Origin of the sequence: Streptomyces scopuliridis RB72, assembly GCF_000718095.1 — a bacterium.
Classification (GTDB): domain Bacteria; phylum Actinomycetota; class Actinomycetes; order Streptomycetales; family Streptomycetaceae; genus Streptomyces; species Streptomyces scopuliridis.
In genome coordinates this window covers 49,811-71,994 of the sequence record NZ_JOEI01000018.1, presented here as the reverse complement: position 1 = coordinate 71,994, position 22,184 = coordinate 49,811, and the positions used below count along the sequence as shown (strand labels likewise).

Genomic DNA, 22,184 nt, shown 5'->3' with positions numbered 1-22,184 from the left:
TGGACACTGCGCAGTCCAGGAACCGGCCACGGAGGCACGGCACCGTACGCACAACGCACAGTCACCGCACCCCAGGCGCGGCACCGCACAACGCACAGTCACCGCACCCCAGGCGCGGCACCGCACAACGCACAGTCACCGCACCCCAGGCACGGCACCGCACAACGCACAGTCACCGCACCCACAACGCGCCCGCACACAGCGCGGCACCGCACACACAACCCGCGGACACCGCACCGCAAAGGCCACGCCTAACGCGCGGCCCCGCGCCATCGCATCCCGTTGACCTGCCCCGGCTCATCGCCGATCACGTACCGCACCCGTCGCCCATGCACCCGCCGCGCCGGCGCCCGGCACCCACGCGGACGGCACCCCCGCGCCAGCGGCGCGTGCGGCACACGCACGGCAACGAAAGACACAGACACGGCGAGCTCAGTCCCTCCCGTGCCGCAGCGCCGGATGCGCACCCGCCGCCACCAGATCCGCCACCGCCGACTTCGGGTCCCGCCCGGTCACCAGCGACTCACCGACAAGCACCGCGTCGGCCCCGGCGTTCGCGTACGCGATCAGGTCGTGCGGCCCGCGCACCCCCGACTCGGCGATCTTCACGATGCCGGCCGGAATCTCGGGCGCGACCCGCTCGAACGTGCTCCGGTCGACCTTCAGCGTCTTCAGATCGCGCGCGTTGACACCGATGATCTTCGCCCCGGCGTCCACGGCCCGCTCCACCTCGTCCTCGTCGTGCACCTCGACGAGCGGGGTGAGCCCGATCGACTCGGCGCGCTCGATCAGCGAGACCAGGGCCGGCTGCTCCAGCGCGGAGACGATCAGCAGCACCAGGTCGGCGCCGTACGCCCGCGCCTCCCACAGCTGGTACGAGGTGACGATGAAGTCCTTGCGCAGGACCGGGATGTCGACCCTGGCGCGTACGGCCTCCAGGTCGGCCAGCGAACCGCCGAAGCGCCGCTGCTCGGTCAGTACGGAGATGACGGCCGCGCCGCCCGCCTCGTAGTCGGCGGCCAGGGCCGCGGGGTCGGCGATCGCGGCGAGCGCGCCCTTCGACGGGCTGGAGCGCTTGACCTCGCAGATCACATGGACGCCCTCGCCACGCAGCGCGGCGACACCGTCCTTGGCCTGGGGCGCCTTCGCGGCGCGCTCCTTGAGCTCGTCAAGGCCCACGCGCGCCTGCCGCTCTGCGAGGTCGGCGCGTACGCCTTCGATGATCTCGTCGAGCACACTCACGCGAGCGGCCCCCTTCCGGGACTGGTTCGAATCAAGCTCGGTCGCTGATCAGATCGGCCATTGGATCAGGATCAGCCATATCGATGCTATCCGGAACTGGCCGGAGGACCCGCATCCGGTGGACCGAGCATGACACCGCCTGGACCATCATGGCGCGAGCCACGAGCCGAACGGCACGTTTCTGACGACGCTGAAGGCCAGGATCACCCCGCCGAGGGCCCACCACCAGACAGGCCGCAGGTTGATCGCCACAGGAAGCGCCTTCCCCGCACGGACGGCCCACACCACCCACAGGACGGCGAAGACCGGGTAGCCGACGGTGGCGAGCGCGTTGTCGCCGAGGGCGGCGATCCAGTCGCCGTGCGCGACGGCGTGGGCGCTGCGCAGCCCGCCGCAGCCGAAGCAGAGGACGCCGGTCAGGCCGTACAGCGGGCAGACCGGGTAGTGGCCGGTTTCGTTCGGGTCGACCAGCCCGACGTACGTGAAGGCGGCGGCCACCCCGGCGAGGGTGACGAGCGGCGGCAGCAGCCGCCGCGCCGTCGACGGGCGGGCCGACCGGTCGGGCGCGGGCACAGGCAGGGCGTCATCCACCCGGTGATTGTCCCCGCTCGTACGAAAAGACGCAGCCCGGGTCTCGCCGGACTGCGCCCTCGGTGCGTTTCGGTTCGCGCGAAACGCGAAACGCGAATCGGTAGGCGCGAGAAGGGAGCGTGGCGCGCCGACCCGGTCCGTCAGACGGCCTGCGTCTGCGCCTGCGCCTGCGCCTGCGCCGGACCCTGGGTCTGGGGCTGGGCCTCGGGCCGGACCTGCGTCCCGGCCGGGTTCTCGATCTGCTGCCTCACCGCCGCGGCCCTGGCCTCCGCCATCGCCGCCGACTCCTTCGGCATGCCCAGGCCCGCGGCCTTCATCGCCAGGCCGACGACACCACCGAGCAGGACCACGCCGATACCGGCCCAGAATCCGGGCTGATTCGCCGCCACCATGAAGACTCCCGCGATGCAGAAGCCGATGAAGGAGATAGTGACGCCGGTCCAGGCGGCCGGGGTGTGTCCGTGGCTGGTGCCCGCCATGAGTTGCTCCTCGTTGCTGTTGCGCTGTGTGAGTCGGACGCTCAACCCACATTGTCCCGCACGCGATACCCGTACCGGCCCGTGGGGTCCGCCGATGTGAGTCACCTCTCTCCCGCCGGCGGCCCGCCGGTGGGTCGTCTCTCTCCCCTCGGTGGGTCAGCTCTCCCGCGTCGGGTCCTCGCCCCGGTCCAGCGCCTTCCACAGGTCCTCGGGACGGTCGGGGTCCACCGCGGGCGCCGTACGGCCCGCGCGCCCGCGCCCCCCTGGCCCGCCGCCGGGCCCGCCCGCACCCGCGGGCGCGGGCCGCTCGTAGCGGCCTGACATCCCCGGCCAGCGCCGCCCGTAGAGCAGGGCCAGCGCCCCCGCCAGCAGGATCAGCACGCCACCGACCACGGTCACGTACGGCCACGCGGTATGGGTCAGGGCGTCGACGGTGGCGGCGCTGTCGCCGGTGGTCTTCGCGGCCTTCTCGTCGAGGGCCGCGCTGTCCGACGCTCCGAGGAACGCGGCGACGGCCGCGCCCGCTCCGCTCAGCGCGAGCAGCGCGGCGACGAGGACGCGCCCCGCTCCGCGTACGGCGAAGACGGCGACGAGCGCCGCGAGTCCGACGATGCCGAGGGCGGCCGGAACGCCGGTGACATCCCGGCCGTCGGCGTCGAGCGGCACGGAACCGCCGCCGACGGCCGCCGTGCCCTCGGCCCAGATCTGGCCGGAGGCGATCAGCGCGACGGCGGCGCCTGCGGCACCGAGCAGCAGCGCCGCGGCCAGAGCGCGACGGCCGCCACCGCCGCTCCTGGCGGTGGCCGCGGGTCCTGCGGTACGGGGCTGGGGTACGGGTACGGCACTCACGCACCCCACTATCCCCTACGGCTCCACCCGCCCGGCCGCCCGGGGGTCAGAGGCCCCGCGGACAGGTGGGGCGGCCTCCTACCCGGCGTTCAGCCGGTTGGCCGTGTGGACGGCGCGGAGCACCGCCGCGGCTTTGTTACGGCATTCCGTGTCCTCGGAGACCGGGTCGGAGTCGGCGACGACACCCGCTCCCGCCTGCACATACGCCGTGCCGTCGCGCAGCAGGGCGGTACGGATGGCGATGGCGGTGTCGGAGTCCCCGGCGAAGTCGAGATAGCCGACGCAGCCGCCGTACAGTCCGCGACGGGTGGGCTCCAGCTCGTCGATGATCTGCATGGCGCGCGGCTTGGGGGCCCCGGAGAGCGTGCCGGCCGGGAAGCAGGCGGTCAGTACGTCGAAGGCGCCGCGCCCCTCGGCGACCCGTCCGGTCACCGTCGACACGATGTGCATGACGTGCGAGTAGCGCTCGACGGACATGAAGTCGACCACCTCGACCGTGCCGGGCTCGCAGACCCGGCCGAGGTCGTTGCGGCCGAGGTCCACGAGCATCAGATGCTCGGCGCGCTCCTTGGGGTCGGCGAGCAGTTCGTCGGCGAGGGCCTGGTCCTCCTGCGGTGTGGCGCCGCGCGGCCGGGTGCCGGCGATGGGGTGGACCATCGCCCGGCCGTCCTCGACCTTGACCAGCGCCTCCGGGCTGGAGCCCACGACGTCGAAGCCCTCGAAGCGGAAGAGATACATGTACGGCGACGGGTTGGTGGCCCGGAGGACCCGGTAGACATCCAGCGCGCTCGCGGTGACGGGGGTCTCGAAGCGCTGGGAGGGGACGACCTGGAAGGCCTCGCCCGCCCTGATGCGCTCCTTGATGTCCTCGACCACGGCCTGGTAGTCGGGACCGCCCCAGAGCGCGGTGTACTCGGGCAGTTCGGAGGCGGGCAGCGCGGTGGGCGCGGACCGTACCGGCTCGGCGAGATCGGCGGCCATGGCGTCGAGCCGGGCGACGGCGTCCGCGTACGCCTCGTCCACACCGGTGTCGCGGTCGTTGTGGTTGATGGCGTTGGCGATCAGCAGGACGGTGCCGTCCCAGTGGTCGAGTACGGCAAGATCCGAGGTGAGCAGCATGGTCAGCTCGGGGATGCGCAGATCGTCGCGGCCGTGCTCGCCGATCCGCTCCAGCCGCCGGACGATGTCGTAGCCGAGGTAGCCGACCATGCCGCCGGTGAAGGGCGGCATGCCGGAGGAGAGGTCGCGGGGGGTGTGCAGGGTCTCCACGGTGGCGCGCAGGGCCGCCAGCGGGTCCCCGTCGACGGGGACGCCGACGGGCGGGGTGCCGAGCCAGTGGGTGACGCCGTCCCGCTCGGTGAGGGTGGCGGCGGACCGTACCCCGATGAAGGAGTAGCGGGACCAGGAGCGGCCGTTCTCCGCGGATTCCAGCAGGAATGTGCCGGGGCGCTCGGCGGCGAGCTTGCGGTACAGGCCGACCGGGGTGTCGCCGTCCGCGAGGAGGCGCCGGCTGACGGGGATGACGCGGCGGTCCACCGCCAGCTTGCGGAAGGTCTCAAGGTCCATGGCGGCTGACCCTACTCGTTGGGCGGGAGGCGTTGGGCGCGGACAGTGGAACGTCCGCTCCGTACGGTCACCGGCGGTCGCTCCGTACGGTACGACGTACCCGTACGGCCGGGACGTCAGTGGCCGAGCGGCAGTACGTCGGCGTCGAAGCAGGTCCGCGCGCCGGTGTGGCAGGCGGCGCCCACCTGGTCGACCTGGACCAGGACGGTGTCGGCGTCGCAGTCCAGGGCGACGGATTTGACGTGCTGGACATGGCCCGAGGTGTCGCCCTTGACCCAGTACTCCCCCCGGCTGCGCGACCAGTAGGTGCACCGGCCGGTGGTCAGGGTGCGGTGCAGGGCCTCGTCGTCCATCCACCCGAGCATCAGCACCTCGCCGGTGTCGTACTGCTGGGCGATGGCCGGGACGAGGCCGTCGGCGCTGCGCTTGAGCCGGTCGGCGATGGCGGGGTCGAGCCCGCCGGCCGGGCCCGCGGGTGGGGGCGTGCTGGTCATACGGCCATTGTGCCGCGCCCGCGGGACGCGCGACCGGGACGTCCACTGGGCGGACGCGGCCGGGCCGCCGTAGGCTTACGGTATGTCGACCCATGCGAAGCGTGAACGACTTCTGCTCGCCGACCTGTTGGAGGCGGCGGGCCCCGACGCGCCGACGCTCTGCGAAGGCTGGCTGACCCGCGATCTCGCGGCCCATGTCGTGGTCCGCGAGCGCCGCCCCGACGCGGCGGGCGGGACGGTACTGGCCGTGCTCAAGAACCGGCTCGAACGGGTGCAGGCGGAGTATCTCGCCAAGCCGTACGAGGAGCTGATCCAGCTGATCCGTACGGGCCCGCCCCGGATGTCCCCGTTCGGGCTCAAGCAGATCGACGAGGTCGCGAACACCGTCGAGTTCTATGTCCACGCCGAGGACGTACGGCGGGCGCAGCCGGACTGGTCGCCCCGGGAGCTGGACAGCGTCTTCGCGAACACGCTGTGGTCGCGGCTGGAGAAGGGCGGCCGGATGATGGGCCGGAAGTCCCCGGTCGGCCTGGTGCTGCGCCGCCCGGACGGCCAGACGGCCGTGGCCCACCGCGGCACACCGGTGGTGACGGTCACCGGCGAGCCGGGGGAGCTGCTGCTCTTCGCGTTCGGCCGGCAGGCGGCGGCGCATGTGGAGCTGGACGGCGACAAGGACGCGATCGCCCGGCTCCAGGAAGCGAGCCTCGGTATCTAGTGCCCCTCCCGGCAATGTTTGCCCGGTCGCGGCACTAGACGAGTAAGTCCGAAGTGGCGTCGTCCGCCCCCGGGCAGACGGGACTTCGGACTTACTTGCCCAGGGGCCTGACATGGGGGCTACGTGCCTCAGGGCGCGGGCAGTTCGGCACGGCGGAGGGCCTTGAAGCAGAGGCCGAGCAGGCCCCCCGTACCGCATACGGCCGCGCTGACGACAAAGACCGGACCCGTGCCCCACAGACCGACCGCCGCACCGGTGACCGGATAGCAGAGCGGTGCGACGCCGAGCGAGAAGAGTGTCGCCACGGAGGTGACCCGGCCCAGATAGGCCGGGTCGGCCGCCGTCTGGAGCAGGGCTCCGGTCAGCGCGCCGCTCAGCCCCGCCAGCAGTCCGATGAAGACGCCCGCGAGGACGGCCAGGCCGAGCGAGGGCGCGTACGCGAGTGCGGCGACGGCGACGGCTCCGCCGCACAGGACGACGGACTGTACGAGTCCGGCGCGCTGCATCCGTCCGCGCACGGTGAGCAGCAGTGAACTGACGCCCGCGCCGACGCCGAAGGCCGCGACGATCCATCCCATGCCGTCGGCGCCCCAGCCGCGCTCCTGGACGAGCAGGGTGAGTCCGATGTTGAGCGGGCCGACGAAGCCCAGTTCACCGACGGCGATCACCAGCATCAGCGGGGCGAGCACACGATGGCGGCGGATGTGGCGCAGCCCGTCCCGCAGTTCGCCCCAGGCGGTGCCGGCCTCCGCGCCGTCCGCCGGGGACTTCGCCGGCCCCGGGATCATGCGTACGGCGAGCAGCAGCGGGAGCGACAGCGCGAACAGCGCCCCGGCGACGGCGAAGGCCATGGCCGAGCCGCCGAGCGCCACCGCGAGCCCGCCGAGCGGCGCGCCGGTGACATTGGCGATTCGGGCCGCGAGCCCCCGCATGCCCTGGACACGCGCCAGTTGGCCGGGCGCGGTGATCCGGGGCGGCAGGGCGCCGACGGCGGGGAGGAAGAGCGCGTCCACGGCCCCGAAGACGAGCGCGACCGTGATCAGCAGCCAGAGGGAGGGGGTGGTGAACAGCAGCGCCACCGCGATGCCCAGGATGAAGACACAGCGCGCCGCGTCACTGCCGATGACGACCCGGCGCGGCCCGAAACGGTCGGCGAGCACTCCCCCGCCGAGCATCAGCACGGCGCGCGGAACGGCACCGAGGGCGAGTACGAGACCGGCCTGCCCGGGACTGCCGGTGCGGATCGCGGCCCAGGACAGGGCCATGTAGTAGACGCTGTCGCCGACCATGGAGGCGGTGTAGGCGGCGAGCCAGCGCAGTACGTTGCGGTCACGGTGGGCGGGTCGCTCCGGGGCCGGGGCGGCGGGCGTGGGTACGGCGGTGGCGCTCATGGGGGCGCGATCCTCTCGGGGCCGGGGCGGGGCGATGCCCTGGGCTGACGGTCCGGCCTCAGACGCGGAACGGGAATCCGTACAGGTGCAGCGCGACGTTCTCGCGCCCCTCGGTGTCCCCCGCGCCCTCGGCGGCCCGGCCGGCGGCTTCGTACTTCTTGACCAGCCGGTGCAACTCGTCGCTGAGCGCGGCCAGTTCCGCGGCGGTGAGCGGGGCCAGGTACTCACTGCTGAAGGAGGCCGAACGCCACTCGGCGCCCCAGGCTGCCTGAGTGTCGAGATAGCCGCGGTAGAGATCGGAGCGCTGCTCGAAGGACATCCGTCCTACCGCGGCGTGGGTAGCGGCCTTCTCCGGCGCGTCGTGGAAGTCCGCGTCATGGAAGCTCAGCCCCTGCGAGGCCTGCCGCCACCATCGCTCCCGTCCGTCGTTCCCCTGCGGCTCGGCCTCCTCGATCAGCCCGTGATCGGCGAGTTTGCGCAGGTGGTAGCTGACCAGTGAGACGGCCTCGTCCACCTGGTCGGCGAGCTGCGAAGCGGTGGCCGTACGCGCGATGTAGAGCGCCCGGTAGAGCTTCATGCGCAGCGGATGACCGAACGCCTTGAGCGTGTCGAGGTCCGTGATTCTGCGAGGTTCCGTGTCCGACATGCCTCCGAGGTTAGATCGGAAAGAAAAGTTGCGCAATATAAACTGCGCAATAAATCCTGAGGATCAGGAGGGGTGCGGGCAGTTCCCGCGGTACTCCACGATCGCCGGGCCCGGCTGGGGCAGGGGGCAGAGGAACTGCTCGTAGCGGGTGTCACTGTCGATGAACCGTTTCAGCCAGGAGACGCTGTACTTCGCGATCGTGGTGTTCGCGGTGTTCGGCGCGTTGTGGGTGGCTCCCTTCAGCTCCAGATACGCCTTGTCGAGCGAGCCCGGCAGCGAGGTGTAGAACGGCTCGGAGTGCGTGGCGACGGGCGCGACGGTGTCGCCGTCGGCCCCGACCACCAGGGTGGGGGTACGCACCTCGGGCCAGGTCTTGTCCAGGTTCCAGGCGGTCAGCGGGATGGCCGCCTTCAGTGAGGTACGGCTCCTGGCGGCCTCCAGGGTGCCGCCCCCGCCCATCGAGTGGCCCATGACGCCGAGCCGCGCGCTGTCGATCCGGCCGCTGACGGCCGAACGCTCCGTCAGATAGTCGAGTGCGGCGAGGAGTTGATGGCCCCGGCTCGCGGGCTGGTCGAGGACGGTGATGGTGTCGATGGTGAAGACGACGAACCCCTGGGAGGCGAGCCGCGGTCCGAGCCAGCTGAGGCTCGACTGCGTGCCGGTGAAGCCGGGCACGATCGCCACGGCGCCGAAGGTGCCGTCCGCCGTGGATGTCGGGTAGTAGATCGTGCCGCCGCCGAATCCGCTGACGGAGACCGGGGAGACCGGGGTCTGCGAGACGGCGTACGGGCCCAGGTCGGCCTCGATGGACGCCACGGTCGGGGCCGGTCCGCGCTCGTACGGATTGTCCGCGGCCCCGGCGGGGCCGGCGGCGCGCGCACCGGACGCGCCGGGGATCAGCGCCGCGACCAGCGCGGCGGTCGCGAGCGCGCCCGCCCATAAACGCGGGGAGTGGGAGGTGGCGGGGCGTGGTGGGGAGGACGGATACACGGCGGGTGCCTCTCGGTCGTGACGGAGCCACACCGGAAGCCGCCTGAAGCCGCCGCAAACCGTCGGATGCCGCCGGGCGCACCGGAATGGAACCGCGATGATGACTGGCGATTCCACTGTCGCGGCGCAACCGGCGGATAAGCACCGGCGAGTTCACCGGTCTTCACCAGTTCTCGCCGGTTCTCACCGGACCTGCCCGGCCTTCACGAACGGAGGCCGAACTACCGAATCCGCACCGGGGTCAACGCCCCGGACCCCCACCGAGGCCAACGCCCCGGATCAGCGCACCGGATGACCCGCCCCGCGCAGCGCGCCCTTGACCTCCGAGATCCGCAGATCACCGAAGTGGAAGACGGAGGCGGCCAGTACGGCGTCGGCGCCCGCCTCGATGGCCGGCGCGAAGTCCGCGAGCCTGCCCGCGCCCCCGGACGCGATGACGGGCACGGTGACATGCGCGCGTACGGCCGCGATCATCTCCGTGTCGTAGCCGTCCTTCGTACCGTCCGCGTCCATCGAGTTGAGCAGGATCTCCCCCGCCCCCAACTCGGCCGCGCGGTGCGCCCATTCGACGGCGTCGATGCCGGTGCCCTTGCGTCCGCCGTGCGTCGTCACCTCGAAGGACCCCGAGGGCGTGCGCCGCGCGTCGACCGACAGCACCAGCACCTGGCGCCCGAAGCGCTCGGCGATCTCCCGTATGAGATCGGGGCGCGCGATGGCCGCCGTGTTGACGCCGACCTTGTCCGCGCCCGCCCGCAGCAGCTTGTCGACATCCTCGGGGGTGCGTACGCCGCCGCCGACCGTGAGCGGGATGAAGACCTGCTCGGCCGTGCGGCGCACCACGTCGTACGTCGTCTCGCGGTCGCCGGAGGAGGCGGTGATGTCGAGGAACGTCAGCTCGTCGGCGCCCTCCGCGTCGTACAGCTTGGCCATCTCGACCGGGTCGCCCGCGTCCCGCAGGTTCTGGAAGTTGACGCCCTTCACCACCCGGCCGTTGTCCACGTCCAGACAGGGAATGACCCGTACGGCGAGAGTCATCCGGCACCTCCCCGGTGTGCCTCGGGCCGGTACGCCTCGACCTCGATCTCGACGACCAGACTCGGGTCGATGAAGCCGGAGACGACGATCATCGACGCGGCCGGACGTACGGCGTCGAACAGCTCCTTGTGGGCGCGGCCCACCTCGTCGGAGTCCCGTACGTGGGTGATGTACATACGTGTGCGCACCACATGCTCCGCGCCGAGCCCCAGCTCCTCCAGCGCCTTGACGGCGACCCCGAAGGCGGCCCTCGCCTGTTCGTACGGGCCGCCCGCCGCGATCCTGCCGTCGATCATCGCCGTGCACCCGGCCACCAGGACAAGGCCGTTGGGGAGTTCCACCGCGCGGGAGTAGCCGATGGAGTCCTCCCACGGGCCGCCGGACGAGATCTTCCGTACCTCCCCGGCGCGTGCGCCTTCCCGTACGCCGTCACTCATCCGGACACCGCCGCCAACGCCTCTTCCAGGGTGAACGCCTTGGCGTACAGCGCCTTGCCGACGATCGCGCCCTCGACGCCCTCGGGCACGAGCGTGGCGATCGCGCGCAGATCGTCCAGCGAGGAGACCCCGCCGGAGGCGACGACCGGCTTGTCGGTGACGGCGCAGACGTTCTTGAGCAGCTCCAGGTTGGGGCCCTGGAGGGTGCCGTCCTTGGCGATGTCGGTGACGACGTACCGCGCGCAGCCCTCGGAGTCGAGCCGGGCCAGTGTGTCGTAGAGATCACCGCCGTCACGGGTCCAGCCGCGCCCGCGCAGCGTCGTACCGCGTACGTCGAGGCCGACCGCGATCCGGTCGCCGTGCTCGGCGATGATCTTGGCGACCCACTCGGGGCTCTCCAGCGCGGCCGTACCGAGGTTGACGCGGGTGCAGCCGGTGGCGAGGGCCGCGGCGAGCGAGGCGTCGTCGCGGATGCCCCCGGACAGTTCGACCTTGATGTCCATGGCGTCGGTGACCTCGGCGATCAGCGCGCGGTTGTCACCGGTGCCGAACGCCGCGTCGAGGTCGACCAGATGCAGCCACTCGGCGCCCGAGCGCTGCCACGCGAGGGCCGCTTCGAGCGGGGAGCCGTACGACGTCTCCGTACCGGACTCGCCATGGACCAGCCGGACGGCCTGGCCGTCGCGGACGTCGACGGCGGGCAGGAGTTCGAGCTTCGGCACAGAGGGCCCCGGGGGCACAGATGACATCAGAGGGTTCCGATCCAGTTGGTCAGCAGCTGGGCGCCGGCGTCGCCGGACTTCTCGGGGTGGAACTGGGTGGCCCACAGGGCGCCGTTCTCCACGGCGGCGACGAACCGCTCGCCATGGGTGGCCCAGGTGACCTTGGGGGCGCGGATCTTGGGGTTGGTGACCTCAAGGCCCCACTCGTGCACGGCGTACGAGTGCACGAAGTAGAAGCGGGCCTCCGGGTCCAGCCCGGCGAACAGCCGGCTGCCCTCCGGCGCCTCGACGGTGTTCCACCCCATGTGCGGGACGACCGGGGCCTTGAGCGGCGCGACCGTACCGGGCCACTCGTCGAGGCCCTCGGTCTCCTCGCCGTGCTCGATACCGCGCTCGAAGAGGATCTGCATCCCGACGCAGATCCCCATGACGGGCCGACCGCCGGCGAGCCTGCGGCCGATGATCCACTCGCCGCGGGCGGCGGTGAGCCCCCGCATGCAGGCGGAGAAGGCCCCGACACCCGGGACGAGCAGCCCGTCGGCGTTCATGGCGCGGTCGAAGTCGCGGGTGATCTCGACGTCGGCGCCGGCCCTGGCGAGGGCGCGCTCCGCGGAGCGGACATTACCGAACCCGTAGTCGAAGACGACGACGTTCTTGCTCATTCCCAGATCCCTTGGATGCGCAGGACTCCGGCGATCAGACACAGCGCGGAGCAGATTCCCAGCAGCACGATCACGCCCTTGGGCAGCTTCTGCTTGTGGAAGGAGTACACACCGCCGGCGAGGAAGAGCCCCACGACGATCAGAATGGTCGACAGACCGGTCACAGCGTCTCCCCGTTCGCCCCGCCGCGGCAGCGGCTTATGTCACCGTCGCCCACGCGGCGCAGAGGTGCGGCCATCGTGTCCACCTGCGGCCCGGCGGCCGCGTGTGCGTCGCTCACAAAGCACCCTTGGTCGAAGGAAGAATCCCCACCGCACGCGGGTCGCGCTCGGAGGCGTACCGCAGAGCACGGGCGAGGGCCTTGAACTGGCACTCCACGATGTGGTGCGCGTTGCGCCCGTACGGAACGTGTACGTGCAGCGCGATCTGCGCCTGGGCGACGAACGACTCCAGGATGTGCCGGGTCATGGTCGTGTCGTACTCGCCGATCATCGGCGCCATGTTCTCGGGCTCGGTGTGCACGAGATACGGCCGCCCCGACAGGTCCACCGTCACCTGGGCGAGCGACTCGTCCAGCGGGACGGTGCAGTTGCCGAAGCGGTAGATGCCGACCTTGTCGCCGAGGGCCTGCTTGAAGGCGGCGCCGAGGGCCAGCGCGGTGTCCTCGATGGTGTGGTGCGAGTCGATGTGCAGATCGCCCTCGGTCTTCACCGTGAGGTCGAACAGGCCGTGCCTGCCGAGCTGGTCGAGCATGTGGTCGTAGAAGCCGACCCCGGTCGACACATCGACCTTGCCGCTGCCGTCGAGATCGATCTCGACGACGACGGAGGTCTCCTTCGTACTGCGTTCCACGCGGCCGATGCGGCTCATGCGCGCTGCTCCTTCTTGAGGTCGCGTACCGCGTCGAGGAACGCGTCGTTCTCGGACGGGGTGCCCGCGGTCACCCGCAGCCAGCCCGGTACGCCGTTGTCACGGATGAGGACACCCCGGTCGAGGATCCGCTGCCAGGCCGCGTGGGAGTCCTCGAAGCGGCCGAACTGGACGAAGTTCGCGTCCGACTCGGTGACCTCGTAACCGATCGCCCGCAACTCCCCTACCAGCCGGTCCCGCTCGGCCTTGAGCGTCTCGACGTACCCGAGCAGCGTATCGGTGTGCTCCAGCGCGGCGAGCGCGGTGGCCTGCGTGACGGCGGAGAGGTGGTACGGCAGGCGCACCAGCTGGACGGCGTCGACCACGGCGGGATGCGCGGCGAGATAGCCCAGACGCAGCCCGGCCGCCCCGAACGCCTTGGACATCGTGCGGGACACGACGAGCCGCGGCCGGCCCTCGATGAGGGGCAGCAGGGAGTCCCGGTGGCTGAATTCGACGTACGCCTCGTCGACCACGACCAGGGACGGCCTGGCGGCCTGGGCGGCCTCGTAGAGCGCGAGGACGGTCCCGGCGTCGACCGCGGTGCCCGTGGGGTTGTTGGGCGAGGTGATGAAGACGACGTCGGGGCGGTGCTCGGCGAGGGCCTTGCGCGCCGCCTCCACATCGATGGTGAAGTCCTCGTTGCGCGGGCCGGAGAGCCAGCCGGTGCCGGTGCCGCGGGCGATCAGGCCGTGCATCGAGTAAGAGGGCTCGAAACCGATCGCCGTACGGCCGGGGCCACCGAAGGTCTGCAGCAGCTGCTGGATGACCTCGTTGGAGCCATTGGCGGCCCAGACGTTCGCGGCGGTCAGCGGGTGCTTTCCGGTGCGGGTCAGATACCGGGCCAGCTCGGTGCGCAGCTCGACCGCGTCCCGGTCGGGGTAGCGGTTGAGGCCCCGGGCGGCCTCGCGGACGCGCTCGGCGATCCGCTCGACCAGCGGCTCGGGCAGCGGGTACGGGTTCTCGTTGGTGTTCAGCTGCACGGGGACGTCCAGCTGGGGCGCGCCGTAGGGGGACTTGCCGCGCAGCTCGTCCCGTACAGGCAGATCGTCGATACCGAACGTCACTTTCCGGGCACCTTCCACGCGAACCTCGCCTTCAGCGCCGCGCCGTGCGCGGGCAGGTCCTCGGCCTCGGCGAGGGTCACCACATGGTGGGCGACCTCGGCGAGCGCCTCCTCGCTGTAGTCCACGATGTGGATACCGCGCAGGAAGGACTGGACGGAGAGCCCCGAGGAGTGGCAGGCGCAACCACCGGTCGGCAGTACGTGGTTGGAGCCCGCGCAGTAGTCGCCGAGCGAGACCGGGGCGTACGGGCCGACGAAGATCGCGCCCGCGTTGCGCACCCGCGCGGCCACCGCGGCGGCGTCGGCGGTCTGGATCTCCAGGTGCTCGGCGCCGTACGCGTCGACGACGCGCAGGCCGTCCTCGACGGAGTCGACCAGCACGATCGCGGACTGCCGGCCGGAGAGCGCGGGGACCACCCGGTCCTCGATGTGCTTGGTCGCCGCGATCTGCGGCTCCAGCTCCTTCTCGACGGCGTCGGCCAGCTCGGCGGAGTCGGTGACCAGGACGGCGGCGGCCAGCGGGTCGTGCTCGGCCTGGCTGATCAGGTCGGCCGCGACATGGACCGGATCGGCGGTCGCGTCCGCGAGGACCGCGATCTCGGTCGGGCCCGCCTCGGCGTCGATGCCGATCCGGCCGGTGAAGTAGCGCTTGGCGGCGGCGACCCAGATATTGCCGGGGCCCGTGACCATGTTGGCGGGCGCGCAGCCGTCGGGGCCCGCGGTGCCGTACGCGAACATCGCGACGGCCGAGGCGCCACCGGCCGCGTACACCTCGTCGATCCCGAGCAGCGCGCACGCGGCCAGGATCGTCGGGTGCGGCAGACCGCCGAATTCCTTCTGCGCGGGAGAGGCCAGGGCGATGGACTCGACGCCCGCCTCCTGGGCCGGCACCACGTTCATGATCACCGACGACGGGTAGACGGACCGTCCGCCGGGCGCGTAGAGCCCCACCCGTCCGACCGGCACCCACTTCTCGGTGACCGTGCCGCCGGGCACGACCTGAGTGGTGTGCGAGGAGCGGCGCTGCGCGCGGTGAACGAGCCTGGCGCGCCGGATCGACTCCTCCAGCGCGGCCCGTACGGCCGGATCAAGCGCTTCCAGGGCGTCAATAAGGGCCTTCTCGGGCACGCGGACCCGCTCCAGCGTCACTCCGTCGAACTTCTCCGCGGCATCGATCAGCGCCGCCGTACCCCTATGGCGCACGTCCTCGCAGAGCGGGCGCACCTTCTCCAGGGCGGCTTCCACGTCGAACTCGGCTCGGGGCAGCAGGTCACGCAGGTCTCCACCCTCGGGGAGGGTGTCGCCGCGCAGATCGATTCGTGAGATCACGGGGTCAATTCTCTCAGACCGGATCAGGCCGCCGGTCGCGCGTATCACTGGCTGATACACGCCATGTTCACTCCGGGTCACCATTAGCGTTCAGCACGTCACTCAGCGGGAACAACGCATGTACGACCACCTTTCATCAGTCGCACGGACCATCCGTCATCAGTTGTACGGACCATCTGTACGCACAGGGGAAGCGGAGGCGCGGCAGTGACCGAGCCGCAGAACGACGAATCTCCCGACTGGCTCAGCGCGGCGGAACTCGGCATGTGGCAGTCGTTCCGCAACGGCAGCACGTACGACCTGAGCACGTCGGACGCATTACTGAACGACCCCTTCGCGCCGCGTCCCTGGGGCACGGACCGCAGCGTCCGCGCCAGGGTCATCGCGCTACTGCTGCTCAACGGCCCTGCCGCGCTGCCCGGCCGGGTCTCCGCGCTCAAGCTCCGCGGGGTGCAGATCACCGGCACGCTCAATCTCGCGGGCGGCACGATCGCCCCGTACGTCGAGCTGAACCACTGCCGTTTCGAGAACGAGGTGGTGCTGCCCGAGTCGCACTTCACGACCCTGCGGATGGTGGGCTGCGCCATCCCCCGGCTGGAGGCCGCCCGGCTGCACACCGAGGGAGATCTCCATCTGCCGCGCTGCCGGGTCGAGCGGGGCATCCGGCTGACCGACGCGCAAATCGGTACGGATCTGCTGATCAGCCAGATCGATGTACGGCCCGACCGGCTGGGCCGGGCGATCACCGCGGACGGAATGTCCGTCGCCCAGGACCTCCAGGCCGATCAGATCGAGACATATGGCGAGGTCAGTCTGCGCGGCGCCAAGATCGGTGTGTCGCTGAGCCTGCGGGGCAGCCGGCTGCGCGCGGCGGAGGAGCGTCGGGCACTCAACGCCCCGCAGTTGACGGTGGAGCGCTCGTTGTACATGACGGGCGCGTGGGTGAGCACGGAGACCGGCGACCCGGGGATGACGCCCCCGCACGGCGTCGGCAGCGTCGCCACGCCGTTCCTCGGCACGCGGCTGCAGCGCTTCGAGTGCCGGGGTGGGGTGCGGCTGGACGACGGGCGTTTCGGCGACGCGGTCGACATGGACCAGGCGCGGTTCTATCTCGCCCCCACGGAGGAGCTGTCGCTGCGCCGGATCAACACCCCCGAGCTGCGGTTCAAGTGCGAGCGGGTGGAGGACGGCCGGGTCGTCCTGAGCGGCGCGAAGATCATCACGCTGGTCGACATGTCGACCAGCTGGCCGGGCCCCGGCGGGCTCGCCATGGGCGGTTTCGTGTACGAGAACCTCGTCCCGTTCGGCCACTTCCCGCTGATCAGGCGGCTGGAGTGGGTGGCGGCGGCGACCCCTGAGTACTCCCCCGAGCCGTACGAACGCCTGGCCCAGGTCCTGCGCAACAGCGGCGAGGACGCGGACGCGCGCGAAGTCCTCCTCGCCAAACAGCGCCGGCGCCGCGAGACGCTGCCGCTCGCAGCGAAGCTCTGGGGCTACCTCCAGGACTGGACGGTGGCCTACGGCTACCGGCCGGGCCGGGCGGCGCTGTGGATGGCGGTGCTGTGGGGAGCCAGTACGGTCGCCTTCGCCCGCCACGCTCCACCGGCGATGAAGGGCGACGGCCACCCGGCGTGGAACCCGGCGCTGTTCGCCCTGGATCTGCTGATCCCGGTGATCGACCTGGGCCAGGACGGCTACTGGCTGCTGGAGGGCGGCTGGCAGTGGGCGGCGGCGGCGCTGATCATGCTGGGCTGGATCCTGGCGACGACGGTGGCGGCGGGCGCGTCGCGGCTCCTGCGGCGCGGCTAGTTGTAAGAGCTCGGCACCCGGGATGTATCGGCATCCCGGGTTTCTTTACCTCGCCTTGACTTTGGGCGCTACAACCTTTTCGCCCGATACGAAAGCTTCACAGCCGCCCCCTGGCGCGTCCGCGACCTGCGGTTTTCAATGGTCCGCACCATGTCATTGCTCCGCGCCCTGATCAGCACCGCGCGTATGGTCCGGCACACCCCGCAGCTCGCCGCCGGGCTGCCGCCGGACGACGCGGTGCTGCTCGACGCTCCCGACGAGCGGCTCGCTCCCGCGCTCGTCGCCGCCGCTCTCGGCGAGTACGAGCCCGCGGCGAAGCTGCTCGCGACGACGCGCGAGGCCGCCGAGTGGGAGAACCGCGACCGCTATGTGATGCGGCTGGCCGCGTTCGCGTACGGCCGGGACGGCTGGCTCACGGCCTGGCTGCGCGCCGCGCCCCGCGATCCCGACGCGCTGCTCGTCCGGGCCGAGCTGGCCATCCGCAGGGCCTGGGAGTCACCGGCCCGCGCCGAGCGGCTCCGGGAGACGGGCCCGATGATCGACGCGGCGGCCGCCGGCGATCCACGCGATCCGGTGCCCTGGCGGGTCGCGCTCGACCACGCCCGCGGTACGCACGCCACCCACACCGCGTTCGAGTCGCTGTGGGAGCGGGCTGTACGCCGCTCCTCGCACCACTACGGCTGCCATGTCGCGGCCCTCCAGTACCTCTCCGCCGAGTGGTACGGCTCGCACCGCGAGTGCTTCGACTTCGCCGAGCAGGCTGCGCACGACGCCCTGCCCGGCTCCCTCGTCCGCGCGCTGCCCGTGCGCGCCGCCTTCACGCTGCTGCTGAGCGGCGAGCCCACCTCCGTACAGGCGGACCGGATCGACGCGGCGGCCGATCTCGCGATCGCGGTCTCCGCCGAGTACGGGGCGGGCGACCCGTGGCCGGCCGAGGTGCGCAATCTGCTGGCGTACGTGCTGGTGGAACGGGGGCGGTGGGAGGAGGCGCTGGAGCAGTTCCGGCTGATCGGCCCGTACGCGACGTCCTTCCCGTGGACCTCGTTCACCGACGATCCGCTGGGTCAGTTCCTCGAATCGCGGCACGCCGTACGGATCCAAGTGGCCTCGGCGATGCCTTTGCGGAGCAGGACAGAACGGAGAGGGCCCCGCGGCCACTACGCTTGACCGTTGTGACCACCGCACGCCTCCCTCTCTTCCCGCTGAACGCGGTGCTGTTCCCCGGCCTCGTCCTGCCTCTGAACGTCTTCGAGGAGCGCTACCGCGCGATGATGCGCGAGCTGCTCAAGACCGATGAGTCCGAGCCGCGCCGCTTCGCCGTGGTCGCCATCCGCGACGGGCACGAAGTCGCGCCGACAGCACCCGGAATGCCGGACGGAACCGCCCTGACCGACCGTGGGCCCGCCGCCGGCTTCGGCCCCGACCCCCTGAAATCCTTCCACCCGGTGGGCTGCGTCGCCGACGCGGCGACCATCCGCGAGCGCCCCGACGGCAGCTTCGAGGTGGTGGCCACCGGCACCACCCGCGTCCGGCTGCTCTCGGTCGACGCGAGCGGCCCGTATCTGACGGCCGAGCTGGAAGAGCTCCCCGAGGAGACGGGCGACGGCGCGGGCACGCTCGCCGAAGGCGTGCTGCGCGCGTTCCGGAACTACCAGAAGCGGCTGGCCGGGGCGCGTGAGCGCTCGCTCTCCGGCGACGAACTGCCCGACGAGCCCTCGGTGGTGTCCTATCTGGTCGCCGCGGCGGCCGTACTCGACATCCCGGCCAAGCAGCGGCTGCTGGAGGCCCCGGACATCGCGGCCCGGCTGCGCGAGGAGCTGAAGCTCCTGCGGGCCGAGACGGCGGTGATCCGCCATCTCCCCTCGCTGCCCGCCGTGACCCTGACGCACACGCCGCCCAGCCCCAACTGACACCCCTCAACTCACCCCGGAAAGAACCGCCTTGGCGAAGAAGTCCAAGAAGCAGCAGTCCGGAGGCACCCCCGCGACGGTCGCCCTGACGGCTGCGGGCACGCCGTACACCCTGCACGCGTACGCGCACGACCCTGCGTCGCCCTCGTACGGCGAGGAGGCGGCCGAGGCCCTCGGCGTCTCTCCCGACCGGGTCTTCAAGACCCTGGTCGCGGACGTCGACGGCGAACTGACCGTGGCTGTCGTGCCGGTCGCCGGTTCGCTCGATCTGAAGGCTCTCGCGGCGGCCGTCGGCGGCAAACGCGCCTCGATGGCGGACCCGGCGGCCGCGGAACGTACGACAGGTTATGTACGCGGTGGAATCTCACCCCTGGGCCAGCGCAAACGGCTACGCACCGTAGTGGACGCGTCGGCGGAGGCCCATGCGACGATCTGTGTCTCGGCGGGCCGCCGGGGCCTGGAGGTCGAGCTGTCCCCGGCGGATCTGGCGGCCCTCACGTCGGCGGTCATGGCCCCCATCGGCCGGAGCTGACGCCCCCTAGGGCCTGTCCGGTCGATCTTCGTGGATCAGCCCGCGGCGTCTGGTGCCGTGCATCGCAAGGCGGAGGATCGCCCTCGTACTGGACGTACTTGGGCGACTCCGCAGATGGACCACCATCGCCGCGATCGGCCACGCCAGCAGCCCGCCCTTCGCGTTCAGTGCGAGCGGCGCGTCGAACGTGACGCCCTTGCCGACCGCCCTGGCATGCGCCACCACGTCCGACGTAGGGCCGAACCAGACGCCGACCCGCCAGGCCACCACCGCGCCCAGCAGTCCGCCCAGCGCCAGGCCCACCACCAGCGGGATACCGCCACGCCTGCGGAAGACGAACACCAGCACCGCGCTGACCAGCCCGAAGGCGAGCGCCAGCAGCATGAACGTACCGTCAGCCGCGATCGCCTCCTCGCCCTCGGTGTCCTTGAGGAAGACCGCCGTCTCGTCCGAGATCAACGGGACACGAGGCGACAGCCACAGCCACAGCAGCCCGAGCGCCACCCCCAGGACCGCGACCGCCACCATCACCACGACGGCCTGGCGCAGTTCGGTCCTCATATCGGGCCCCTTCTCCGCTTCGGCCCCGGGATAGGGCGATCCCCCGGCCGGCGGTGTCTGCCAGGGATCGTCGTGCGGCGGTTGATGGGGCGGCGTCAAGGGTGCGGTCACTGTGCCATCGTGCCAGTCCCGGCCAAGGGGTGCCTCATCGGACCGCCGCCCTCCGGTACGCCCAGGTCGCCACGGCCAGCGAGCACACACCGACGGCCGCGCACACCGCCAGGTCGAAAGCGACCACCGGCCAGTCGGGACGGGCGTCGAACGTACGGGCAAGAGCCTCCACCCCGTACGTGGAGGGCAGCAGATCACGCGCGTACCCGATCGGTCCCGGCAGCCGGTCCGCGGGCAGCACACCCAGCAGCAGCGCCGCCGACATGCCCAGCTGGCCCAGCAGCGTCGCCAGCTCCTGACGGGGCGCGAGCAGTCCGAGCGCCGCGCCCAGACCGGCGAGCGCCGCGCCCGACAGCGGAATCACCGCGACCAGCACCCAGAGATGGGTGAGCGGCAGCTGAAAGAGGACACTGCCGGCGACGGCCGTGACCGCGGTGCCTGGCACCGTGAACGAGGCATAGGCACCCGCCGCGCCGAGCACCACCGCCGCGGGCGGCACGGGCAGGGTGGCGTAGTGGTCGAGCCCACCGCTCGCACGGAGCTGACCGAAGTACTGGGCGAGCAGATTGAGCGCCACGAACGCGACGACGAGCACACTCGACCCGGCGACCACCGCACGCGCCTCGTCGCCCCCGTCCACCACGCCCCGCATCAGGATCATGATCCCGACCGACTGGAACGTCGCCACGAAAAGCAGCGGGATCCGCGCGACCCGGGCCCGGGACAGCTGGGCGCGGTACACGGCCGCGAGCGAGGGCAGCAGCCGCGCCCGGGGCGCGAGCGGCGCGGGCGCGCCGTCCGCCGGCTCGTTCACGGTCTCCGCCGCCGTGCTGACTCTCCCGGACACGGCCTCCGCAGGCACGATGCTCACCTGGTGCTGCTCCTGTTCGGTACGGGCGTACGTACGTGCGTCGCTCGCGAAACGGCTGCTCACGCCTTGACCAGCCCCTTCGCCCGGCCGCCGAGCGCCAGATAGACATCTTCCAGACTCGGCGTCGCCAGCGTGAAATCGTCCAGCGCCGCGAAGGCCGCGCCGCCGGTCACCGCGGCGACCGCCGCGCGCGCCTCGTCCGGTGCGAGCCGCAGCACCCAGCGGCGCCCCGACTCCTGCGCCGAATCGCGCAGCGCCGCGACCTCGGGAACATCGAGCGGCGCGCGCTCGCGCCACACGAGCTCCACCCGCACCTCACCGGCGACCTCTTCCTTGAGCCCGGACGGGGTGTCGCAGGCGATGACCCTGCCCCGCTCCAGCACGGCGACCCGGTCGAGCACGGTCTCGGCCTCGATGACGTTATGCGTGACGAGCAGTACGGTCACGCCGTGCTCGGCCCGCCGCCGGTCCACGGCCGCCCACACCGCGCGCCGCGCGACAGGATCCATACCGGTGGTCGGCTCATCCAGAACCAGCACGGGCCGCTCCCCCACCAGCGCGGCGGCGAAACAGGCCAGCCGCCGCTGACCTCCCGACAGCTTCTTCAGGGGCCGCCCGGCGATCTCGGTGAGCCCCAACTCCGCCAGCACATCGTCCCGCTCGGCCCGCGCCACCCGCAGCGACAGCCCGCGCAGCCGGCCGGTGGTCTCCGCCGCGAGCGCGACGGTCAGCTCGTCCAGCGCGGTCGACTCCTGGCCGAGATACCCGATGAGCCGGGAGGCGCGCTCGGGATGCCGCACCAGATCGTGCCCGAGGACCTCGACGTCACCGGAGTCGGGCCGCATCAGGCCGGTGAGCTGGCGTACGAGCGTGGACTTGCCGGCGCCGTTGGGCCCGAGAAGCCCGAAGATCTCACCGCGCCGCACATCGAGCGAAACCCCATCGGTGGCCCGCACCGCGGACGTCCCGGGGACGCCACGCCTGCCGCGCGCGGCGGGGTACGTCTTGACCAAGTCGCGCACCACGCACACCGTACTCACGAGCAAGGACCTTACGTTGTGGCGGTACGGGACGGTTCCGGCGGGGGTGGGGGTCGTCTTTGGCCAGGGCCGGTTTCCGAGTGCGGGTGCGGGTGCGGGTGTCCGGGCCGGTTTTCTTGTGCGGGTGCGTTGTGGTGCCGGGGGCCGGGGCCTCCGGAGGTCCGTGTCCGGACTGCTTTCCTCACCGCGCTTCGCGCGAGCTGCGACGCTTTACGTCCGGACACGCA

General features: G+C 71.7%; 24 protein-coding genes and 2 pseudogenes. 5 read left to right on the top strand and 21 right to left on the bottom strand.

Going from position 1 to position 22,184, the window contains the following annotated elements:
- Window positions 1–251: 251 nt before the first annotated feature.
- The 7 genes and pseudogenes from trpM to hisI all read right to left on the bottom strand — a co-directional run bounded on the left by trpM (window position 252) and on the right by hisI (window position 5,221).
- Window positions 252–425: a tryptophan biosynthesis modulator TrpM gene (gene trpM / locus IF11_RS43240; protein WP_106979234.1), complete on the bottom strand. Its 174-nt coding sequence runs from the start codon at window positions 423–425 to the stop codon at window positions 252–254.
- 7 nt (window positions 426–432) lie between these two features.
- Complete coding sequence (gene trpC, locus IF11_RS0122835; RefSeq protein WP_030353557.1) at window positions 433–1,242, bottom strand: indole-3-glycerol phosphate synthase TrpC; 810 nt, start codon at window positions 1,240–1,242, stop codon at window positions 433–435.
- Window positions 1,243–1,389: 147 nt separating this feature from the next.
- Window positions 1,390–1,833, bottom strand: a complete 444-nt coding sequence (locus tag IF11_RS0122830; RefSeq protein WP_078490859.1) for a DUF2752 domain-containing protein — start codon at window positions 1,831–1,833, stop codon at window positions 1,390–1,392.
- 239 nt (window positions 1,834–2,072) lie between these two features.
- Window positions 2,073–2,312: pseudogene (locus tag IF11_RS0122825) on the bottom strand (HGxxPAAW family protein); the annotation flags it as partial.
- A 156-nt stretch (window positions 2,313–2,468) separates the two neighbouring features.
- On the bottom strand, window positions 2,469–3,170 hold the full coding sequence (locus IF11_RS0122820; protein ID WP_106979233.1) for a TIGR02234 family membrane protein: 702 nt from the start codon (window positions 3,168–3,170) through the stop codon (window positions 2,469–2,471).
- A gap of 69 nt (window positions 3,171–3,239) precedes the next feature.
- Window positions 3,240–4,727 (bottom strand): anthranilate synthase component I, encoded by a 1,488-nt coding sequence (locus tag IF11_RS0122815; RefSeq protein ID WP_030353553.1) that lies wholly within the window; start codon window positions 4,725–4,727, stop codon window positions 3,240–3,242.
- Window positions 4,728–4,843: 116 nt separating this feature from the next.
- Entirely contained in the window at window positions 4,844–5,221 is a 378-nt protein-coding gene (hisI, locus tag IF11_RS0122810; RefSeq protein WP_030353552.1) for a phosphoribosyl-AMP cyclohydrolase, read from the bottom strand.
- Window positions 5,222–5,303: 82 nt separating this feature from the next.
- On the opposite strand from hisI, the gene IF11_RS0122805 reads away from it, so the two are divergent.
- Entirely contained in the window at window positions 5,304–5,936 is a 633-nt protein-coding gene (locus IF11_RS0122805) for a TIGR03085 family metal-binding protein (RefSeq protein ID WP_030353551.1), read from the top strand.
- A 128-nt stretch (window positions 5,937–6,064) separates the two neighbouring features.
- Here the strand turns inward: IF11_RS0122805 and IF11_RS0122800 are convergent, their stop codons facing one another.
- From IF11_RS0122800 to hisD, 11 genes are all read right to left on the bottom strand, one after another.
- Window positions 6,065–7,327 (bottom strand): MFS transporter, encoded by a 1,263-nt coding sequence (locus IF11_RS0122800; protein ID WP_030353550.1) that lies wholly within the window; start codon window positions 7,325–7,327, stop codon window positions 6,065–6,067.
- Between the two features lie 58 nt (window positions 7,328–7,385).
- Entirely contained in the window at window positions 7,386–7,973 is a 588-nt protein-coding gene (locus tag IF11_RS0122795; protein ID WP_030353549.1) for an ArsR/SmtB family transcription factor, read from the bottom strand.
- A 63-nt stretch (window positions 7,974–8,036) separates the two neighbouring features.
- On the bottom strand, window positions 8,037–8,963 hold the full coding sequence (gene bdeA / locus IF11_RS0122790; protein WP_030353548.1) for a bis(hydroxyethyl) terephthalate hydrolase: 927 nt from the start codon (window positions 8,961–8,963) through the stop codon (window positions 8,037–8,039).
- Between the two features lie 279 nt (window positions 8,964–9,242).
- Window positions 9,243–9,998, bottom strand: coding sequence for an imidazole glycerol phosphate synthase subunit HisF (gene hisF, locus IF11_RS0122785; protein WP_030353547.1), 756 nt, complete (start codon window positions 9,996–9,998; stop codon window positions 9,243–9,245).
- A complete protein-coding gene (locus IF11_RS0122780) occupies window positions 9,995–10,435 on the bottom strand; it encodes a RidA family protein (RefSeq protein WP_030353546.1) in 441 nt (146 codons plus the stop codon). Before IF11_RS0122780 ends, hisF begins: the two co-directional genes overlap by 4 nt.
- Window positions 10,432–11,157 carry a bifunctional 1-(5-phosphoribosyl)-5-((5-phosphoribosylamino)methylideneamino)imidazole-4-carboxamide isomerase/phosphoribosylanthranilate isomerase PriA gene (priA, locus tag IF11_RS0122775; RefSeq protein ID WP_030353545.1) on the bottom strand — a complete coding sequence of 242 codons (726 nt, stop codon included), beginning with the start codon at window positions 11,155–11,157 and terminating at the stop codon, window positions 10,432–10,434. Before priA ends, IF11_RS0122780 begins: the two co-directional genes overlap by 4 nt.
- A 26-nt stretch (window positions 11,158–11,183) precedes the next feature.
- Entirely contained in the window at window positions 11,184–11,819 is a 636-nt protein-coding gene (gene hisH / locus IF11_RS0122770; protein WP_030353544.1) for an imidazole glycerol phosphate synthase subunit HisH, read from the bottom strand.
- A complete protein-coding gene (locus IF11_RS41405) occupies window positions 11,816–11,983 on the bottom strand; it encodes a hypothetical protein (RefSeq protein ID WP_030353543.1) in 168 nt (55 codons plus the stop codon). The genes hisH and IF11_RS41405 overlap by 4 nt, the downstream gene beginning before the upstream one ends.
- A gap of 112 nt (window positions 11,984–12,095) precedes the next feature.
- Window positions 12,096–12,689, bottom strand: a complete 594-nt coding sequence (gene hisB / locus IF11_RS0122760) for an imidazoleglycerol-phosphate dehydratase HisB (RefSeq protein WP_030353542.1) — start codon at window positions 12,687–12,689, stop codon at window positions 12,096–12,098.
- Complete coding sequence (locus IF11_RS0122755; protein ID WP_030353541.1) at window positions 12,686–13,795, bottom strand: histidinol-phosphate transaminase; 1,110 nt, start codon at window positions 13,793–13,795, stop codon at window positions 12,686–12,688. Before IF11_RS0122755 ends, hisB begins: the two co-directional genes overlap by 4 nt.
- Window positions 13,792–15,123 carry a histidinol dehydrogenase gene (gene hisD, locus IF11_RS0122750; RefSeq protein ID WP_030353540.1) on the bottom strand — a complete coding sequence of 444 codons (1,332 nt, stop codon included), beginning with the start codon at window positions 15,121–15,123 and terminating at the stop codon, window positions 13,792–13,794. Before hisD ends, IF11_RS0122755 begins: the two co-directional genes overlap by 4 nt.
- 207 nt (window positions 15,124–15,330) lie before the next feature.
- Here hisD and IF11_RS0122745 point away from each other — a divergent pair, with 207 nt between their 5' ends.
- The 4 genes from IF11_RS0122745 (at window position 15,331) to ybaK (ending at window position 19,374) form a co-directional block, all read left to right on the top strand.
- Window positions 15,331–16,932 carry a hypothetical protein gene (locus IF11_RS0122745; protein WP_030353539.1) on the top strand — a complete coding sequence of 534 codons (1,602 nt, stop codon included), beginning with the start codon at window positions 15,331–15,333 and terminating at the stop codon, window positions 16,930–16,932.
- A gap of 138 nt (window positions 16,933–17,070) precedes the next feature.
- Window positions 17,071–18,099, top strand: a complete 1,029-nt coding sequence (locus tag IF11_RS0122740) for a hypothetical protein (RefSeq protein ID WP_030353538.1) — start codon at window positions 17,071–17,073, stop codon at window positions 18,097–18,099.
- 5 nt (window positions 18,100–18,104) lie between these two features.
- The gene (locus IF11_RS0122735; RefSeq protein ID WP_030353537.1) at window positions 18,105–18,842 is read left to right on the top strand and encodes an LON peptidase substrate-binding domain-containing protein; all 738 of its coding nucleotides are present in this window, start codon (window positions 18,105–18,107) and stop codon (window positions 18,840–18,842) included.
- Between the two features lie 31 nt (window positions 18,843–18,873).
- On the top strand, window positions 18,874–19,374 hold the full coding sequence (gene ybaK / locus IF11_RS0122730; RefSeq protein ID WP_030353536.1) for a Cys-tRNA(Pro) deacylase: 501 nt from the start codon (window positions 18,874–18,876) through the stop codon (window positions 19,372–19,374).
- Between the two features lie 111 nt (window positions 19,375–19,485).
- Here the strand turns inward: ybaK and IF11_RS0122725 are convergent.
- From IF11_RS0122725 to IF11_RS0122715, 3 genes and pseudogenes are all read right to left on the bottom strand, one after another.
- Window positions 19,486–20,046: pseudogene (locus tag IF11_RS0122725) on the bottom strand (ABC transporter permease); the annotation flags it as partial.
- A 34-nt stretch (window positions 20,047–20,080) separates the two neighbouring features.
- A complete protein-coding gene (locus IF11_RS0122720) occupies window positions 20,081–20,917 on the bottom strand; it encodes an ABC transporter permease (RefSeq protein ID WP_030353534.1) in 837 nt (278 codons plus the stop codon).
- A 59-nt stretch (window positions 20,918–20,976) separates the two neighbouring features.
- On the bottom strand, window positions 20,977–21,948 hold the full coding sequence (locus IF11_RS0122715; protein ID WP_030353533.1) for an ABC transporter ATP-binding protein: 972 nt from the start codon (window positions 21,946–21,948) through the stop codon (window positions 20,977–20,979).
- Between the last annotated feature and the right edge of the window lie 236 nt (window positions 21,949–22,184).

What these genes read in the sequence shown, in the direction of transcription:
- IF11_RS0122795 (WP_030353549.1), bottom strand. Translation starts at nt 7,973, where the DNA reads ATGTCGGACACGGAACCTCGCAGAATCACGGACCTCGACACGCTCAAG.
- IF11_RS0122740 (WP_030353538.1), top strand. Translation starts at nt 17,071, where the DNA reads ATGGTCCGCACCATGTCATTGCTCCGCGCCCTGATCAGCACCGCGCGT.
- IF11_RS0122815 (WP_030353553.1), bottom strand. Translation starts at nt 4,727, where the DNA reads ATGGACCTTGAGACCTTCCGCAAGCTGGCGGTGGACCGCCGCGTCATC.
- hisB (WP_030353542.1), bottom strand. Translation starts at nt 12,689, where the DNA reads ATGAGCCGCATCGGCCGCGTGGAACGCAGTACGAAGGAGACCTCCGTC.
- IF11_RS0122780 (WP_030353546.1), bottom strand. Translation starts at nt 10,435, where the DNA reads ATGAGTGACGGCGTACGGGAAGGCGCACGCGCCGGGGAGGTACGGAAG.
- IF11_RS0122805 (WP_030353551.1), top strand. Translation starts at nt 5,304, where the DNA reads ATGTCGACCCATGCGAAGCGTGAACGACTTCTGCTCGCCGACCTGTTG.
- IF11_RS0122800 (WP_030353550.1), bottom strand. Translation starts at nt 7,327, where the DNA reads ATGAGCGCCACCGCCGTACCCACGCCCGCCGCCCCGGCCCCGGAGCGA.
- hisH (WP_030353544.1), bottom strand. Translation starts at nt 11,819, where the DNA reads ATGAGCAAGAACGTCGTCGTCTTCGACTACGGGTTCGGTAATGTCCGC.
- hisI (WP_030353552.1), bottom strand. Translation starts at nt 5,221, where the DNA reads ATGACCAGCACGCCCCCACCCGCGGGCCCGGCCGGCGGGCTCGACCCC.
- hisF (WP_030353547.1), bottom strand. Translation starts at nt 9,998, where the DNA reads ATGACTCTCGCCGTACGGGTCATTCCCTGTCTGGACGTGGACAACGGC.